General features: G+C 33.4%; 17 protein-coding genes. All 17 read right to left on the bottom strand.

What is annotated here, in order from left to right; translation table 11 throughout:
- Window positions 1-54: 54 nt before the first annotated feature.
- The 17 genes from ACM55M_RS10085 to ACM55M_RS10005 all read right to left on the bottom strand — a co-directional run bounded on the left by ACM55M_RS10085 (window position 55) and on the right by ACM55M_RS10005 (window position 18,926).
- The gene (locus tag ACM55M_RS10085) at window positions 55-783 is read right to left on the bottom strand and encodes a class I SAM-dependent methyltransferase (protein WP_416857473.1); all 729 of its coding nucleotides are present in this window, start codon (window positions 781-783) and stop codon (window positions 55-57) included.
- 27 nt (window positions 784-810) lie between these two features.
- Entirely contained in the window at window positions 811-1,770 is a 960-nt protein-coding gene (locus ACM55M_RS10080; RefSeq protein WP_416857472.1) for a glycosyltransferase family 2 protein, read from the bottom strand.
- Complete coding sequence (locus ACM55M_RS10075) at window positions 1,767-3,128, bottom strand: hypothetical protein (RefSeq protein WP_416857471.1); 1,362 nt, start codon at window positions 3,126-3,128, stop codon at window positions 1,767-1,769. The genes ACM55M_RS10080 and ACM55M_RS10075 overlap by 4 nt, the downstream gene beginning before the upstream one ends.
- A 75-nt stretch (window positions 3,129-3,203) precedes the next feature.
- Window positions 3,204-4,196, bottom strand: coding sequence for a glycosyltransferase family 2 protein (locus ACM55M_RS10070; protein WP_416857470.1), 993 nt, complete (start codon window positions 4,194-4,196; stop codon window positions 3,204-3,206).
- Window positions 4,193-5,728: a glycosyltransferase family 2 protein gene (locus ACM55M_RS10065; RefSeq protein WP_416857469.1), complete on the bottom strand. Its 1,536-nt coding sequence runs from the start codon at window positions 5,726-5,728 to the stop codon at window positions 4,193-4,195. Before ACM55M_RS10065 ends, ACM55M_RS10070 begins: the two co-directional genes overlap by 4 nt.
- Window positions 5,729-5,732: 4 nt before the next feature.
- Window positions 5,733-6,542, bottom strand: a complete 810-nt coding sequence (locus ACM55M_RS10060) for an FkbM family methyltransferase (RefSeq protein ID WP_416857467.1) — start codon at window positions 6,540-6,542, stop codon at window positions 5,733-5,735.
- Window positions 6,539-7,717, bottom strand: coding sequence for a glycosyltransferase family 4 protein (locus tag ACM55M_RS10055; protein WP_416857466.1), 1,179 nt, complete (start codon window positions 7,715-7,717; stop codon window positions 6,539-6,541). The genes ACM55M_RS10060 and ACM55M_RS10055 overlap by 4 nt, the downstream gene beginning before the upstream one ends.
- Before the next feature lie 3 nt (window positions 7,718-7,720).
- Window positions 7,721-8,599 (bottom strand): hypothetical protein, encoded by an 879-nt coding sequence (locus tag ACM55M_RS10050; protein WP_416857464.1) that lies wholly within the window; start codon window positions 8,597-8,599, stop codon window positions 7,721-7,723.
- Window positions 8,600-8,695: 96 nt separating this feature from the next.
- Window positions 8,696-10,129: an MBOAT family O-acyltransferase gene (locus tag ACM55M_RS10045; protein ID WP_416857462.1), complete on the bottom strand. Its 1,434-nt coding sequence runs from the start codon at window positions 10,127-10,129 to the stop codon at window positions 8,696-8,698.
- 31 nt (window positions 10,130-10,160) lie between these two features.
- A complete protein-coding gene (locus tag ACM55M_RS10040; RefSeq protein WP_416857460.1) occupies window positions 10,161-11,240 on the bottom strand; it encodes a glycosyltransferase family 4 protein in 1,080 nt (359 codons plus the stop codon).
- A complete protein-coding gene (locus ACM55M_RS10035; protein WP_416857459.1) occupies window positions 11,233-12,630 on the bottom strand; it encodes a hypothetical protein in 1,398 nt (465 codons plus the stop codon). Before ACM55M_RS10035 ends, ACM55M_RS10040 begins: the two co-directional genes overlap by 8 nt.
- 39 nt (window positions 12,631-12,669) lie before the next feature.
- On the bottom strand, window positions 12,670-13,413 hold the full coding sequence (locus ACM55M_RS10030; RefSeq protein WP_416857458.1) for a hypothetical protein: 744 nt from the start codon (window positions 13,411-13,413) through the stop codon (window positions 12,670-12,672).
- Window positions 13,414-13,560: 147 nt separating this feature from the next.
- Complete coding sequence (locus tag ACM55M_RS10025; protein ID WP_416857457.1) at window positions 13,561-14,997, bottom strand: MBOAT family O-acyltransferase; 1,437 nt, start codon at window positions 14,995-14,997, stop codon at window positions 13,561-13,563.
- Window positions 14,997-16,118 carry a UDP-N-acetylglucosamine 2-epimerase gene (gene neuC, locus ACM55M_RS10020; protein WP_416857456.1) on the bottom strand — a complete coding sequence of 374 codons (1,122 nt, stop codon included), beginning with the start codon at window positions 16,116-16,118 and terminating at the stop codon, window positions 14,997-14,999. Before neuC ends, ACM55M_RS10025 begins: the two co-directional genes overlap by 1 nt.
- 66 nt (window positions 16,119-16,184) lie before the next feature.
- A complete protein-coding gene (locus ACM55M_RS10015; RefSeq protein WP_416857455.1) occupies window positions 16,185-17,228 on the bottom strand; it encodes an N-acetylneuraminate synthase family protein in 1,044 nt (347 codons plus the stop codon).
- An 85-nt stretch (window positions 17,229-17,313) separates the two neighbouring features.
- A complete protein-coding gene (locus ACM55M_RS10010) occupies window positions 17,314-17,988 on the bottom strand; it encodes an acylneuraminate cytidylyltransferase family protein (protein WP_416857454.1) in 675 nt (224 codons plus the stop codon).
- 26 nt (window positions 17,989-18,014) lie between these two features.
- On the bottom strand, window positions 18,015-18,926 hold the full coding sequence (locus ACM55M_RS10005) for a glycosyltransferase family 2 protein (protein ID WP_416857453.1): 912 nt from the start codon (window positions 18,924-18,926) through the stop codon (window positions 18,015-18,017).
- Window positions 18,927-18,944 lie beyond the last annotated feature (18 nt).

Raw genomic sequence — 18,944 nt, 5'->3', positions numbered from 1 at the left:
AAAAATATTTATGTTCTTATTAATTAGTTTTATAATCTAAACAGCTTTCCAACATTATTTTTTAGCGATACAAAAAGTGCTGATTCCAAAAGGAAAATCTACATACTTAAGTATTCTATTCTCTAATAGAAGTAATTTAAACAACATAACATTTAATACACTGTTTTCAATAATCTGCCCCTCTTTATTTTTATTTTTCAAAAAAACACCGCTTAGTTTTCTAAAAACATAAACGGGTAGGAATAAAGAAAAATTCCAATAACTTGATTTGGAAATAGTCAGATTTTCGCTAAGCAGTTTGGTTTTTAATTCTAGATTCGTATACCTTCTGTAATGCATATTAACCACGTCATGTTGGCTCCATAAAGATTGAAAAGCAGGTACAAAAACATACATTTCTCCACCTGTTTTTAATAATTGATACCAATTTTTAATAGCCTTCCTGTCATCTTCCAGATGTTCCAGACAATCTGATGCCACAATAATATCAAATTGCTCGGCCAAAGTAATCATTTGAGCATCCATCACAAAAGCATTTGGAATCCCATTTGCTTTACAATTGGCAATGGCATTTTCACTAATATCAATTCCAAAAAGATACGCTGTCTTAAATCCTAAAAGTTCCAGATCTTTTAAAAAAATACCTGAGGAACACCCGATATCTAATATTTTACTGTCTTTCGGTGCGTTTCGTAATAAGTCAAGCAAATACCTTCTTCTGGATTTAAACCACCAATTTTCTATTTCAACTTCATGATATTTTTTTTCAAAAGCTACTTCCATTCCATATAATCTAAATTGTTCCGGTTTTTAATCTATTTTTTTATCTATAATATAACGCGGTCTTTGTTTAACCTCAGCATATATTTTACCTATATATTCCCCAATAATCCCAATGGAAAACAGTTGAATCCCTCCTAAAAAATACATCGGCAAAACAGTCGATAACCAACCTGGAACTGTATCTCCGGTAAATATGGCTAAAAATGCATAACCACTCATAAACAAACAAACAATAAAAATAACAAATCCAATTGCCGAAACTAATTTTAAAGGAACAGTACTGAAAGAGGTAATTCCGTTCCAAGCAAAGGAGAGCATTTTCCGAAAAGGAAATTTCGAATTTCCGGCTAATCGTTCCAATCGGTCATAATAAATAATTTCTTTATTAAATCCGATCAATGGAATTATTCCCCTGAGAAACAAATTGACCTCATTAAAATCAGATAACGCAGTGATAACTCTGTTACTGCACAATCTGTAATCCGCATGATTAGGAATCATGTTAGATTTCATCTTTTTTATCAAAAAATAAAACAACAAGGCGCTATTCCTTTTGAAAAAGGTATCCGTAGGTCGCTCTTTTCTAACCCCGTAAACTACATCAACTCCCGACTTATATTTTTGAATCATTTCTTCAATAATCCGCACATCATCTTGCAAATCGGCATCAATAGAAATTAGTGCATCCGCATCCCCATTATAAGTAAGCAAACCAGCTAATAATGCATTCTGATGGCCGACATTTCCAGCCAATTTTAATCCTTTTACAACAACACTCTTTATAGCCTTTTTTTCAATAACATCCCATGTTCCATCTTTGCTCCCATCATCAATAAATACAATAAAACTTTTATCTGAAATCAGCTCTCTATCAACTAAATCAAAGATTAAATTGCGAAGTTGTTTTTCAGTTTCATCTAAGACCTGTTCCTCATTATAACAGGGTGAAACTATTCCGATAACAGGTTTAAAAGTAACATGCTTCATGATTTGGAGTTAGGAATTGGAAATATATAAATAGTTGTTTTTTGAATTATTTTTTGAATCCAAGTAATACGATACAAACCTGCAGCACTCATAAGATACAAAGCGACTCGCGAAGGAAAGATATATCTCGGTTCCATATACGTTAATCCGTGAAAGATAAGCAAAGAAATAATGACACCCCAAAAAATCCAATACCGAATTAAATTTTTCTCTCGGAATAAAAATAATATAGCACCGGCAACAATAATTAAATTAATCGAATTGATAAGCAAAATAAAAGCCCAATAGCCAATAGGTCCTTTCAATGGCCCTAAATCAAATTTATCAGGCTGAACACTATTGATAAAATAAACATGGCCGTAAAAACATTTCACAAAAAACTGTCGGAGAAATAAACCCGGATGTTCCAATGCATCATCAATTAGAAATTTTTTATAAACTTCTGCATAGGATTGATGTGTTTGATCCATAACTGCAGAAAGTGCAGCACCGCTTTTATTCCAGTTCTGATAGTCTTTACTGTCCGGTCGAATATCACTTTCCCAAAAACGGAAATCGGTTGGTTCTTCTCGAAATTGAAATCTTCCTTGATGCGCTACATAATAAAGTAAGGTTTCTTGGTTTCCTCCGGATTTAGTCCCCGTTATGATTTTTGCAAGCTGTAAAACACCAAACCCTAATAATCCAACACAAACAAAGGATACCATCATTTTTTTTCCATACGATAGAAAGAAAGATTTATTCTTAAAAAAGGCATAGAAAACGACTAAAAAACCTAGTCCTAAAAGTAATAATGTATTGGGTCTGTTCAAAATTAGAAACCACATACCCAGTATTAGAAAAATCCAGCCGGATTTCTTATCAGGTTGATGAAGTGCAATTGACCAGCCATAAATAGCTAAAGTTAAAGAAAAAAAGGCGGGAGCTTCTGCCATTATTCCCAAAGAATAATAACAATGTATCGGGAAAAGAAAAAAAAGCAGGACACTTAAAAACCCTACCTCTTTAGAAAAAAAAGAACTTCCAATTCTAAATATCAAAAGTAAACTAATTGTAATAATGATTGATGTGAATACTACCCCGTAAACCCAAAGTTGGTCGTCAGTCGCATTTACCGGCGCTAATAAATAGGCAGGAGTATAAAACAGTATGGGCCCGGGCGCTTTCGTAATTACAACCTGATCATATGGAATTTTTCCTTTAATAAATAAGGCTAAATTCTTAGATTCTTCATGGAAGGTAATATCTCCAAAAGGCTTCGCCTTAAAAGGAAGATTTAAAACGACCAACATCATCAAAGATGAAATCAATACAATAATCCCATTGATTCTTTTAGTTGAAAAACCTATTGTATTCATATAATATATCCTTTAATATCAGGTTTTAAAAATACAGCAGATTGAAACCTGACTAAATTTAGATTTTTAAATTATTTAGTGTGGCTTATTAAACAGTAAAGTTAACCAACCCACTGCTCTGCCTATGGATTCGGCAAAGGATGCTTTTCTTTTGGTTGTTGTAAATATATTGCTAAATCTTATAAGCGCCAAGAGTATTGTAATCGCATGCCATTTTAATTGAGCTTCTATAAGTGGCTTAGGATTTTTAGTACGCCATACATACCAGCCATTTCGAACTACCATTTTCCCATATTTATAATGATTGGGTCTTCCTGAAGGGTGATGAAAATGCTTCAACTGCAATTTAGTATTGACTACATTCTTACCAAACTGTAAAGCTCTAATACTAAAATCAGTATCTTCGTACAAACCATAGCCTTCAAAATAGGTTGAAAATCGCAAAGAATCAAATACTTTTTTTCGAAAAGCAAACGACATGCCTATAAGCAAATCGACCTCATAGGTACTGCCATTTAGAGGAAATCCACATGTTTTACCATGGGAGTAATCTGGCATCTTTCCTGGACCAAGGTCGGATTGTAAACCCAGATAATTCCGAACTACATTGCGTTGCCCTTCTTTATACACATAACCTTCAAATTGAATATACCTATATGAATCATAAGTTACATTCGGGTGTATCAAGCTCCAGCTGTTTTCATTTATGGCTACACCACCAACACCGATAATCACATCATCACACGCAAATGTTGCAATCAATTCTTCAAAATAATTAGGCAACAATTCCGTATCATCATCCAGAAAAGCAATGATATCGCTTGTAGCTTTCACTTTATCCAAACCAAAATTTCTTTGTTTAGTCAAACCCCGATGAGTTGGTGGAACTAGAAAATAGGATAGGTTTACGAAATGATTTTCTTGTAAAGCAATTTCAGTTTCAGGATTCGTTGAACCGTCAATAATCAGGATTTCATCAGGATATACCGTTTGTTTCTGAACCGATTGCAATAATTGCAACAAGGATTGAGAACGCATGTACGTACAAATAATTAGTGTAAATTTCATTCTGCTCTTTTCAATTCATTAGCCCAAAAAACACTTCTTTCCCATTGTGTTCTATAATTCATAAAATAACGCACCGGATTTTTTATGGTTTGATATTTATAATATTTAAAAAACAAAGTAGTTTTGTAACCTCGAACTTGTTCTTGCGTATTATGCAAAATTTGATATAACATTATTGTTGGTGAAGGTTTAGGCTGAATAGCATCATTTTGCCATTTTAAAGTGGGTTTTGTCCTGAAACCGCCAACAGGAGCTTTCAAATGCAGTATTTCAGGTTCGGGTAAAAACAAAACATCATGTCCTAGATTACGCAATTGCATCCCAAAATCCCCATCTTCACCAAAGCCAAATTCATATCCCTTCTTAAATTTACAATTCTTCAAACTATCAGCAAATACAAAACTACAGCCGGCACCAAATGTCATCCATTGAAAAACAACACCTCCTTTTTGATGTTTCTCCTTTTGAAAACATTTAATTGAAACTGCTTTAATTCCTAATTTTTCTATATTTTCTAATGTTTTTAAGATAAAATTATTTTCCATTCGGATATCATCATCTGCAAAGAAAACCCATTCGCTTTTTATTTGTCCTAAAGCTATATTCCTAGCATTACAGGCACCTGCATGATGGGTAAAAGTATGCTTTATAGCAAATGGCCAAACTTCATTAGTTAAATAATCTAAATCCGATTTACTCCCTTCGTTTGAATTTTGTTCCACTATAATGACATTGGCAGGCAAATGGATTTGTGCTTTTAAATCCATTAATACATCATACAAATAGTTGCTTCTTCCAATAGTAGGTATAATAACATCAATCGTTCTTTTATCGATCACTTTTTTTGAAGATTGTATTATAATACCATCTAAGGCTATGTTTATACCACTTCTATTCTTATAAAAAAGCGAACAAATAAAAGGTACTACTGGAAATTTCCTTTCGTACAACAATAAATTTAATAATAATAAAAATGTCCATTGCGTTTTATAATGCTGTTTCACAAAACGAAAAAGAATGTACCTATTCGTTTTTGTTAAGAAAGCATCTGGATTTTGTTTTAAAAGTTTTGGTTCAGAATAGCATAGTAATCCCTTTCGCATTCCCAGCTTGGCCAAGGAGCATAAAAAATAATCAAAATTTTTGTCTGGTGCCATTTCATCCTTTAGAGCCAATAAAATGGAAGAATGAACCCCTCCGACCATGCCGCTCATTTGCCAAGTTGGAAAAGTCACTGACTTATTAATCTTTATAAATGGGGATTCTTCTACATAGCCAATACTTTTGTCTAAAAAAAGAATATCCGATGGATGGTAAGAAAGCAATAATTTATGATGATGAAATAATTTTTCAATTTCAAAAACATTCAACTGCCCCTTTAAACTGATGTGACACCATACCAAAATAGCATCTGGATATTCTTTGGCTAATAGTAGCAAAAAGCCAATTATAGATAACCCACTAGCTTTATCAATACTATAAGAATTACTTAATCCTACAACTTTATTTCCATTATGATAAATAATTATCATCGAATTAATTTTTTATTAATGCTCCGGCAAAGGTTATAATTTCATTTTTTCTAAAGCGTACTGTTTTATAAGGGTACTTCATTTTTTTGAAAAAGGCTTCCACTTTAATGTAGGTTGGCGCTCCGTTTACAATATGATAGGACGCAATAGCAAAATTTGGAGAAAGATTTTCGATGGTTTTCACACACCCTTCCAAGGCTTCAATTTCGGCCCCTTCTATATCCATTTTTACAAAATCCAATTTTTTTATGTCGTTATTCAACACCCAATCATCAATTCGTATGGCTTGTTTTTTGACACATTTATCATTATCTGGAATCCAAACAGCCGAAGATCCAACTGTTCCAGCCTCGTAAAAATCAACTAACCTATTTTCATTCCATAACAACAAATTCTCGATTTTGATGTTTTCTGGCAGTCCCTTATTTAATTTTAAATTATTATTAATTCTAGCAACGTTAAACGTATCGGGTTCAAAGGCATAAACAATTCCGTTTTCCCCAGTTAATTTCGAGAATAAAATAGATAAATGGCCACAATTTGCTCCGGCATCAATAATGATATCTTTACTTTTTACTTGATAAAAATGTTGATAGTAATTAAAATCAGGAGCTACAAAATATAAGGCTTCATTAGTAATCAGTGACAAATCCTGAAAAGTCGTTTTATAAACCGTTTTTTTTTCTTTTTCACGGATTAGCTCATAAGAAGTTTGTTTTGGTGTATTGACACTGTAATAAAATAATTTAATCTTCTCCTTAAAATTGCCTTTAGGAAAAAGCATACTAATGATTTTTTTTAATTGTTTTTTCATTTCGATTCAGTTAAACTAATATAAAAAGACAAACTCTGTTGTGCTACTATTTCCATGCTGAATTTTTGAACAACCTTTTCTCTGGCTTTTACACCAAATTCTTTTTGCAATTCTTTATTTTCAAGTAAGTTAATGATTTTATTTGCATAAACAATATGATCTGTTGGATGTACTAATAACCCATTTATTCCATCATCAATAACTTCTTTTGCCCAGCCTATATTGGAAGCAACAATTGCTTTTTGCATTGCCATAGCCTCTATCCAAGATACTGGGAGTGCTTCCGCAAATGTTGGAAAAACACATACTGTTGCCGCTTTAATCTGATTTTTTATAACTTCATAGGGAACACTTCCCAAATAAATCACATTTGCTCTTGCCTGTTCAGTAAACAGTTGCTGCATCATGTGCCAAGTTGAATCAGTTCCCGACAGTATATCAGAAATATCTCTGCCCACCAAAACTAATTTTGCATTTGATTTGATTTTGATCACTTCATTAAAAATCAAAGGCAATTCCAACAATCCTTTTTTCCGGATTAAACTGCCAAAGTAAAGAATAGTATCCTCTCCTAAAGAAAGGGTGTTAGAAAAACTTGCATCATCACTATAAATAGTGGCATTAAATAAATTAGTATCAATACAATTAGGAATGATCGTGAATCTCTTCTTTAGACCAAAAACAGCATTCGTTTGATCAGCCGTAAACTGACTTACGGAAAGTAAGGCGTCGGCTTTTTGTAACGCTCTTTTTTCATGAAATTTATTAATCCATCTTACGGGTCGTTGATCCAAATGACAGAAATAGGTATCCGAACCATTCAATCGAATAACTATCGGGCACTTTTTTGGGGATATAAAAGAAGTAATCCCTGTCCAATCCGGTGCTTCTACCAAATCTATTTCTTTTTCTTGATGTAAGGTATTGATTATTTTTTGGAGTTTTTTTCGAGTAAGATACCACGATAACCCTTTTAGTTTTACATTTTTTATTTGCTGGATGCAAATGCCATTGTCAGAAAAAACACCTTCTTCCTTTTGTCCATAGACTAAAACCCGAACGGCACATCCTTGCCGTAAAAGGCCTAAAGCCAAGTTCTTGATACTGGTACCAATGCCACCAGAAGCACCAATTTTAGGGTGTGGATATTCGGGAGTTAAAAAGGCAATTTTCATATCTTATTTTTTGAAGAAATCTTTTAAAATTCTCTTTGTAAACAATCTTGCCCCTGCATCATTTAGGTGACCACAAGAAGAAAAATACTGATCTCCTTGAACTATATCCTCATAATTATGGATTTCAGGATAGATTTTATTTACTTTCTGAAAATAATCCAATCCTTTCGTATTAGAACACATAGGCGTCATCACGGCAATTAATTTAATGTTATGGGCTTTGCAAATTTGCTTAATCTCTTCGTAATATTTATTATGCAAAGGCTTTAGATTTGTTAAGTCGTTTTTCATATTCGCCTTCGGATTCTTCCCCAATGGATAATATCCTAGGTTATCCAATAGCTTTGTTCGTTTTTCTTTTGCCGTATTATACATTTCACGAAAACCAATTTCGGGTTCAAAAACAATATACCTATAAAAAGGAATGTAATAGTTGACCCAAAAATTCTTTTGTTTTGAAAAATGGTTTGCAATTGTTTTAGAATCGTGAACATACGGCATAAATTTAGACGCCACACTCTCGGATTCCTTATCATTAGATAAATTCAAATCGGCCTCCAGTATCACATTCTTTATTCTACAATGTCGTTCTATCATTAATTTCAACACTAAGGACGCTTCAAACAAATGGCCTCCACTCATCCCGTAATTAAACGTTTTTAACCCTTTCTCTTCAAATAGTGGCGCTACAAAATGATTATTAGCTCTGGAGGAACCTAAAATCACCACATCATAATCTCTCGCTTTTGAATTGTAAACATACGCGATTTTATTCCGACTGGAAGATTGTTTATAAACTTGGGTATAAATCAGATCTAATACTCCCAAAACTAAAAAGGTAATTAGTAGTAATTTTGCGGTAAAAAGTAAAAAATACTTCATTTTTAAATTTCTATTATTATTGTACTTACCATTGAAGGTGCTTTATTTAACTCGATACGTTTGCACAGGCTCAGTAATCGAGATACACATACTTAATCAAAATTGAAAATAGATAAATTCTTTGTAATCAGAATAAGTCCCCAAGGCGATAATAGCCAAGATACACAATGCTACTTTCAACCCGCTGTATCTTCCTGAAATAGGTTCTATTTGACTCCTGCTATTCCATTCAACGAGAATGAAAGCAAAAACCAATAACAGGATTTCGTAACTGTATCGTTCATTTTCCAGATATTGTGCCTGAAAATTTCGGTCAGTAAAAATACGTCCGATATAATCAAATGCATCGCCTATCGATTTTGCTCTAAAAAATACCCAAGCCAAGCAGCATAAAGCAAAAGTAATAAACATACTTCCCAATACTTTAAGGGAACTGAAATTCCATTGCAACTGAACCGTTTCTATATTAGACCTATTTTTATCTCGAAGCAATAAGGGTAAAAAATACATCGCATTGATAAATCCCCAAGCGATAAAGGTCCAATTAGCCCCATGCCAAAAACCACTCAATAGAAAAATAACAAATACATTACGAACTTGTTTTAATTTACTGCCTTTACTCCCTCCTAGTGGAATGTAAACATAATCCCGAAACCAAGAAGACAACGAAATGTGCCAACGACGCCAAAACTCGGCGATATCTCTGGAAAAATAAGGATAATTAAAATTTCGTAACAAATCCAAGCCAAACAATTTGGACATTCCTAACGCCATATCCGAATAGCCCGAAAAGTCTCCATAAATCTGGAAAGCAAAGTAAAAAACGCCCAATAGCAGCGACAAGGAATTCATCGAAGTGTAATTATCAAAAACAGCATTGGCATACGTAGCACAAGTATCGGCAATTACGACTTTCTTGACTAATCCCCAGATAATTTGATAAACCCCTTCTTTAGCTTTTTGATAATCAAAGGTTCTTTTCACTTTTACTTGTGGCAGCAAATGAGTGGCTCTTTCAATAGGCCCAGCCACTAAAAGAGGAAAATAGCTGACAAACAGTGAATAATCCACAAAATTATATTCGGCTTTAATTCTCTTTAAATAAATATCAATCACATACGATAATCCGTGAAAAGTATAAAAAGAGATACCAACAGGAAGAATAACCTGTAACAATAACGGACTCGTTTGTAATCCGAAACCGTTCAATAATTCCGAAAAAGAAGAAGCAAAAAAATTATAATATTTAAATATACCCAGAAAACCCAGATTCATGGTTATACTAAACCAAAACCAAAATTTTCGAGCAGTTTCTGTCTTAGCCTTTTCAATTCGAATTCCGGTGTAATAATCTAAAAAAGTGGAAAAAACCAACAGAAACAAAAAACGCCAATCCCAACAGGAATAAAAATAATAACTGGCAATAATGAGGATTGCATTTTGTGTACTCTTCGTTTTATTAAATACAAACCAATACAACAAGAATACGATGGGCAGGAAAACAGCAAAGGATAATGAATTAAAAAACATAGACTACTGTAACTAATTTAAGAATGTAAAATTAAGGTTTATTATTCAATACCAATGCCAAATGATTGGCAACCATTTTTGTCAAAGAAAAATTTTTCAATTTACTGTTTCCCCAACAATTGCCTATCAGAAATTTATGCTTTAAAATATTTTGCAAAATTTCTTTCAACTCCGCTACATTACATTCTTCAAATAAAAATCCGTTTTTATTTTCAACTACTAAACCCAACACATTTCCTTGGTTTCGGGTTGTTATTACAGGTAAATTACTCATCAAACTTTCAACAACTGAATAACAGAATGTCTCACCATGAGAAGGATGAATTAAATAATCATACTCGCAATAAATTTCAGGTAGGTTGGAAACACTTCCTTTAAAATTAAAAAATCTTTGAAGAGAAAAATCCTGAATCATTTTTTTTAATTCTCCTTCAAAATATCCTTCACCATAAATATCAATTGTAAAATCAAAAGATTTTAAATCCTTAACCGCTAAAATTAGGTCTTGAATTCCTTTCTCTTTTCTAAGATGAGAAGCCACAATAAATTGATTATTAGAACTGAAGTTTTTTTTCTTTTTAAATTTACAAATCTCTAAACCATTAAAAACAACGATTGATTTCTTCTCAGTTTGCGCGCCAAATTCTTTAATTAATTCACTTTTCGAATATTCTGAAACCCCGACCAAAACATCAATATATCTTGAAAATAAAATCCCTTTGATTCTTTTCTCAATTTTCTTTTTCAAAGGATAACCGTTTAAAGGCCTTGGGTTATGATCTATTGCAATAATTTTAGCCTTGGAAAATTGCTTTATTTTATAGAAAGATGGTGTACACAGTTCTAAGAAATGAGTCATAATATGGGAAAAGTCCGTTTTATTTTGCTTACAAAAAGTAAAAAAATAGTTTTCCACATTATAATTACAATGATGAATACTCAGTTTGGAATACTCCCCGTGATGGGATAGATTTGGGAAAAACCAGTCCACTTGAATATCCTTTTCTTTGCATTGTTTGTCAAATAGCCAAAAAAAGTAGTCCATTCCGCCCACTCTTTCGGGTAGCAATTCATAATTACAGAGTACAGCTATTTTTTTGGGCTCAGTCATTCCATTGGGATAAAGTCGTGGCTATTCGGGCACTTGTACCGGATAATTTTTCACTTATTTGTAAATCAATCATTGCCTTTCTTTGCAAAGTTCTTTCTTTTGGATTCTCCAAAGCTTCATTAATTTGGGCTATTAATTCAGTTGCATGTTGGGCTATGGTTACGGATTGACTATCAACTACTTTTTTAAAATGGCCATAATTTAAAAATCGTTGGTCGTTATACAAACCATTTTCTATGTTACCAAAAACGGTATTGATTACCGGCTTGTCAAACAATAAGAAATCCAGACTCATGGTCGAACACATATTGATGTTCAAATCCACATGTTCCAACAACGAGCGCAAATCTTTAATATCTTCCTCACTGGAAACACGCTGGGACCAGCTTTCTGCATGCTTTTCCCGAGTCAAAATCCATTTAGGTACATTCCAAACTATTTCAGGAAATTCATCCCTAACAGCTTTAAATCGGGTATCATCTTCGGCTGGGGAAGTTCTCACAATTAATTGTACATCTGTAGAAATACTTTTATTCCGAATAGCAGTGGCTATGACTTGGATTACAATGGGATCATTTTGTCCAATGGAAACATCGGCACAACTAAAACAAATAATTTTCTTATCGGCATCCAAATGAAATTTACGGTAAAAATCTACAGCCTTAGTTTCATATTTTTCCATTACATAAGGTTCGAATTGGGGAGTTCCAACCACTTTTACATTTTCCTTTTCCACATTTGGATAAAAATACAGCAATTCGGCTTTCATTAAATGACTCCAAACTAGGAAATAATCAAAAGTGCCAAGCATTCTCCCTTTAGAAGCCAGATTATCCCAACTGAAAATAAAGGTGCTAACAGGTATTTTTAATTGAATGACAGCGTGTAAGAATGGCGCTAAATAAGGCGGTCTTTGGTGCGTGAAGAAAACATGTGAGGGTTGGTCTTTTTGTAATAATTGACTATACGATTTTGTTGTTTTATGATTGAAAAAGGATAGAAATTGCAATTTTTCGGCAAACAAAATACTGTCGTCAGAATGAATAAAACGGGTAAAAAAATAAATGCCTTTGACCAATAGGGAGCGTGCCGAATTATTTTTTGGATAGCCTGTTACCAAATTATCTTTCATACCATAGAAAGAACGGTGCTTTTGCAAATGGGCTACTTCTTTCCACTTTCTAAAAAACCAAGTCAGTTTTCCTTCCACGAAAACTTCGAGTTCCTTTATTGTAATCTTGGATTGTGGAATAGTCGGAAAAGCACTTATCGGCAACCCGGAATAGATGGTAACTGCATCAAATTGCTGTGCTCCTTCCGTCAAGAAATCACTCATGATGAAATTGCGGTAACCTACACCATCCGTTATAACTATTCCTAATTTTTTCATTTTTTTATAATTCTTTAACTCCAAAAAAATTTTAATAATTCAAAATTTCTTCATCAACAAATCCTCAGTAAGGATTTCAGTAAATCGTTTTGCTCCTCTGTCATTTAAATGATTACAATTAAAAAACATTTTATCATCCTGTATTACACCTGAAAAATCTTTAAATTTCGGTATTTTATTTTTTAATTTTGATATGAAATCTATGCTATTAATATTCTTACAAAACGGAGCACAAAAATACACAACATTAATATTATTTTGTTTTGAAAAAGACTGGATATTATCTAAAATTGTATTCCTCTCTAAAATCACATTGGGCAATGAACCCTGAAGTTGTCTTGAATTTCCATATCTGCCACCATATCCGCTGTTGTTAACAGTATTGGTTTTTTTATCAATTATATTGGCAAAAACCTCTCTAAATCCTATTTTCAAATCATTAGTGCAATACCTGTAAAAAGGAATGTAATAATTAGCATTAGGATTTTCAATATAACGCTCACAATACTCTTTTGTTATCGCATTTTCTCTAATAAAAGGAATCATTTCGTATTGAAAAATAGTGGAGTTTCCCTCAACAAAATTGTAAATATAATCCACTTGTATTAAAATTTTTTCACAATGAATGTTGTATTCTTTAATTAATTGCAAAACAGTATAAACATCCGCTAATTTAGCGGCCTGAAATCCCAAATTGACAGCTGTTTTATTTGTTTTATTAAATATTACTGACGGTACAATTCCATTTTCTACCCTTGATGAACCCAGAAAAATATAATCCACTTTCCTGTTTTTTAAACTTCTCAGGTACTGAAATTTTGTTCGGGGATAAGAGTTCTCATATATTTTAGTATATACAACATCCAACACTGTCATGAATAACAGCATCCCCAAAACGCTCCAAATTATGTAAACACTAAATTTTCTCATCTAAAATTGAAAATAAATAAAATCACTAGGACTGGAAAAAACACCCAAAACTAAGATTAATAACACGATAATAATGACTTTTAAATTTATATATTTCCCATAAAAAGGATGCTCATTTTCTCTTGAATTCCATTCAATTATCATAAAAAATAACAGCAGCAAAAGTAATTCAATTGAATAGCGTTCGAATCCTAAAAATTGAATTCCTCCTTTAAGATCAAATTTAGAAATATCTTTTATATAAGCGCACGCTTCCGATACTGTTTTTGCCCTAAAAAATATCCAGGCAAAAGTCGTCAAACTAAACGTCAATAGCATGCTAAAAAATTCTTTAAGTGTCGGAAGGGATTTTCCTTTTGCAACACTATCTATATTATTTCTGTTGTTTTGTGTTATCAAAAGCGGCAAAAAATAAACTGCATGCAATGCACCCCAAACAATAAAAGTCCAATTGGCCCCATGCCACAACCCACTTACCAAGAAAATAATAAATGTATTTCGAATTTTCGTTAGCATTCCACCCTGACTTCCGCCTAATGGAATATACAGATAGTCCCGAAACCATGACGACAAAGAAATATGCCACCTACGCCAAAACTCAGCTATATCTCTTGAAAAATAAGGATAGTTAAAATTACGGAGCAAATCAATTCCAAATAGTTTTGAAGTTCCCAACGCAATATCAGAGTAGCCGCTAAAATCCCCATAAATTTGAAAAGAAAAATAAACAGCTCCCAATACTAATGAAAGCGAATTCATGGTCTGATAATTATCAAAAATATCATTTGCGTATAAAGCGCAATTATCGGCTATGACCACTTTTTTAAACAATCCCCAGATAATTTGATGCACCCCATCTATAGCTTTGCTGTAATCAAAAAGTCTTTTCTTTTTTATTTGGGGTAGCAGATGAGTAGCTCTTTCTATTGGACCTGCCACGAGTAGCGGAAAATAGCTAACAAAAAGGGAATACGTTATAATATTCCTTTCCGGTTCTATTCTCCCTTTGTAAACATCTATAACATAAGACAACCCATGGAAGGTATAAAAAGAAATTCCTACAGGTAAAATAACTTTCAATGTCCAAAAATTAGCTTGAATTCCTATTCCAAATAGTACTTCGGCAAAAGAATCGGCAAAGAAATTGTAATATTTAAAAACACCCAGAAAGCCAATATTTATAATAATACTTATCCAAAACCAGAATTTCTTATTTCTTTGATTTTTTGCTTCACGCATTTTCAAACCAGTGAAATAATCAAGTGCAGTAGAAAACAGCAATAGAAACAAAAAACGCCAATCCCAACACCCATAAAAGAAATAACTGGCCACTAACAGCACAAAATTTTGCAGTTGCAAACTTTTATTATTTACCGACCAATAAATGGTAAAAACAATCGGGAGAAATAATAAAAATGGGAGGGAGTTAAACAGCATTATATATCCCTAAATTGTTTCTGATGATTGGTTGCCCAAATATTTCCATTTTCCATTGATTCCAGAAACAATTGGGCACTATTTCCATGTCCAAAATCAGCCTCCATTTTTTTAACTTTGTGACCATGTATGTTTTTCAAAGCGGCAACAATATTTTCAGGCTTATAATCAACATTAATAATAGCTGAAAGCACTGTCCTGTTTTGTTGACGCGTCCCGATATTGATAATTGGAATTCCATAATAGGGTGCCTCTCTAATCCCGGCACTGCTGTTTCCTATGATGAACTGGCTGGTTTTTAATAAACTCAAAAAATATTCAAAACGAAGGGACGGAAAAACTCTAAATCTTGGGTTATTCTTTAATCTTTCATATTCCTCAATAATGCATTTACTTCCTAGATCATTATTTGGATAAATTACAATATAATTATGCGTGTCTTTTAATACAGCTTCTACAAAATTATTGGCATACAACTTCATTTCTTTGGCTTCTGTAGTTACGGGATGAAACATAACTATGGCATAGTCCTCAAAATCTATTTCGTAATACCGTTTCACCGTTTCTAAATCTGGAAGCGAATCTGAAAACATAATATCAATATCGGGAGAACCAATCGTGTAAATGGAAGATTCCATTTCACCCATTTGGACCAATCGTTTTGCTGCATCACTATTAGAAACAAAATGAATATGACCTAATTTACTTACACTGTGACGAATTAATTCATCAACCGTTCCTGATAATTCTCCACCTTCAATGTGTGCTACTAAAATATTATTTAAAGAACCAACGATAGCTCCTGCTAAAGTTTCTACACGATCGCCATGAACCACAATCAAATCCGGTTGTACTTGTTTACAATAGCCCGATAAACCCTCTATAGTTTTGGCTAATGTTAAATCCATTGTAGTTTCATCGGTGTGATTTTCAAACCTATGGATGTTTTTAAAATCGCAACGTTCTATTTCTAAAAGTGTATATCCGTATTCTTTTTGCAAATGCATACCGGTAACAAAAACATAAACTTCAAAATCTTGATGGGTATCAAGAACAGAAATTAATGATTTTATTTTTCCAAAATCAGCACGGGTTCCCGTTAGGAATAAGATTTTTTTCATTTTAATACTTGATATTTCTTATTTTGTCAAGTCGAGCGCAATCGAGGCACATTCAAGTGAGACACTTTATTTTTCAATCTGCTCCCACATTAATTGTTCATCGTTATCTATATCCCTTAGTGCCGTTTTCCCTAAAAGGCTATCAAAATGCTCTGCCAGGATTTCCCCTGTTCCGGGACGTTTTACCCAAATATTTTCTTTGGTAAGCAGCCCTCCTTTTTTAATCGCAGCAATAGTACAAACAGTTGCAAAAGCAAAATCGATGGTAACTTGTTCCTCTAATGCGGGCTGTTTCGTTCCTCCTCGCATTTGGGCCATTTCTGCACTATTTACGAGGAGTGCGCTGCAAGTATTCTCGTCCATACTGCATATAATATCCGGACCGGTTCGATTCATATGATCTGTAAAATGACGTTCCAGAATAGATGCGCCTAATGCCACAGCTCCCAAACAGGCATTATTATTAAGTGTATGGTCTGACAACCCAAATACTTTATCGGGAAAGGCGTCATGCATGGCGGTCATAGCCCCAAAACGCACTAAATGAATTGGAGTTGGATACAAATTAGTGGTATGTAAAAGCGCCACAGGTACAGTATGCTTTTCAAAAATGGCAACTGCTTTACGAATACTTTCTATAGTATTCATCCCGGTACTTAGAATAACTGGTTTGCCAAAAGACGCAATATGTTCCAACAAAGGATAATTATTACATTCCCCGGAACCAATTTTATAAGCTGGCACATCAAATTTTCGCAATCGTTCGGCAGCAGCTCTTGAAAAAGGGGTAGAAATAAAAATCATACCCTTACTTTCTACATAGTTTTTTAACTCTAATTCATCAGCTTCGTTTAACGAACACCTTTCCATTATCTCATAAATGGAAACATCGGCATTTCCCGGAATCACTTTTTTAGCGGCACCGCTCATCTCATCTTCCACAATATGAGTTTGATGTTTGACCATCTCAACACCTGCCCTATGGGCTGCATCGACCATTTCCTTGGCTATTTGTAAAGACCCTTCGTGATTAATGCCAATCTCTGCAATAACCAAAGGGGGGTAATCCAGACCTATTTTTCTTCCTGCTATTGTAATATATGGATTCATAAAATGAGTTATCTGTTATATGTATCTCGAATGTGCTCTTTCTCGGCTTCAATCGAAAGTGACAATTAATTTTATTTTGTCAAGTCTAGCGCAGTCGGGCTGCTTTTTTTAATAAATACTCCGCATAATCAAAATCATCTTGAGTATCAATATCAATACTGGCAAAAATATGATTTACTACATAAGGGATACTATTTTCAGAAATAATTTTGCCCTCTATTATCAATTTTGATTTACTGATATACAACAAACCATTTTCAAAATAAAGCGGTTCCAAATCCTGACTGCGTTGTCCTATCGTATAATTATACGCTTCAAAACAATTGCTTGTTATCTTCCCTAATTTTTGATGATTTCTGGTAACTGTAAATAAACTATCCGAATCACTTATTCGATACCTTTCAAAAGCTTCCCGAAGCAGGTTTTCAGGACGCAAAGGATTTGTCGGCTGTAATAAAATCACACTATCGACAGTGCTATCTCCGATTACTTCAAGCGCATGCTGTAATGCCGTCAATGTAGGTTCAAATTCCCCTGACAAATGTTCCGGTCTGTCAATCACTTTTACCCCATATTCAAGTGCGATTTTTTTTATTACTTCATCATTCGTAGATACATAAACTTCATCTATAATATCTTTATTCTTTTGGGCTAATAAAATACTGTGAGCAATAAGCGGAATGCCTCCAAAAAGAAGATTGTTTTTATTTGGCAGCCTTTTAGACCCCCTACGCGCTGGAATTATTGCTATATTCTTCATTTAAAAAAAGTATTTGCTAAAAATAGTTATTTTTTTGGCTGCCAATATATTTTTGTATCAGCAATTTTAAGATAATCATCATACTCTGCTGAAGTCAATCTATTGCTGTTTCTTACAATTTTAGGAATAGCCAATACTAAATCTAATATCGCCAGAACAATAGCTTTTAAAGCGCTAAAATCACGTTTAAAAACCTTTAGTTTGAATTGCATCCAAATAGAATACCCCATTTTATTAGGAATACTACGAATGGGATAAAACAAAAAAAACAAATACCAGCCTGAACGTAACGATCTACGCTGTCGAATATCATAATCGAAATCGTTTTTTCTGGATTTAAAATCAACTCTGTGATGGACTAAAACGTCTGGCAAATAGCTCACCTTCCAGTTCTTTTTAAACAAGTGATAAGATGCAAAATCTTCTTCTCCATAAAAAACAAACCATTCCGGATAATTAGGAATAGCACGCCAAGCTTTCATACGCCACACATGGGCACAACCCACAAAGCCTTTCACTTGATGGGGCTGTTCGGTGGAAGACGTCAAACTTGGTAATTCCAACCCCCAAAAAATACGCAAGGCAATTAAGCCACAATTGTCATTTTTATCAAAATGTTTTTTTATAGTTTCCAATGGATTCTCGGTGACAAAATGGGCATCATCGTCCAATGAAATAGCATAAGAAGCTTCGGTTTCATTCAGCATTTTATTCCTGCAAAAAAGGTAGCCTTTTGAAATCGCATTTCTTTGGATTTTTATAGTAGGAAAATGATGCTTTACATATTCATAAGTACCATCAACGGAACCATCATCATAAACTACACATTCCACATTAATATCTTCTAAGAGATAACTGATTTTATTTAGCGTAAAAACCAAATCGGCTTTACGATTTTTGGTAGTAATGAGTATAGAGAAAATAGGTTTAAACATCATAGTCAGATCTTTTGTTTA

The organism is Flavobacterium galactosi (assembly GCF_048158585.1).
GTDB classification, from domain to species: Bacteria; Bacteroidota; Bacteroidia; order Flavobacteriales; family Flavobacteriaceae; genus Flavobacterium; species Flavobacterium galactosi.
The sequence above is the reverse complement of the archived record's forward strand: the minus strand, read 5'-3'. Positions and strand labels throughout refer to the sequence as shown.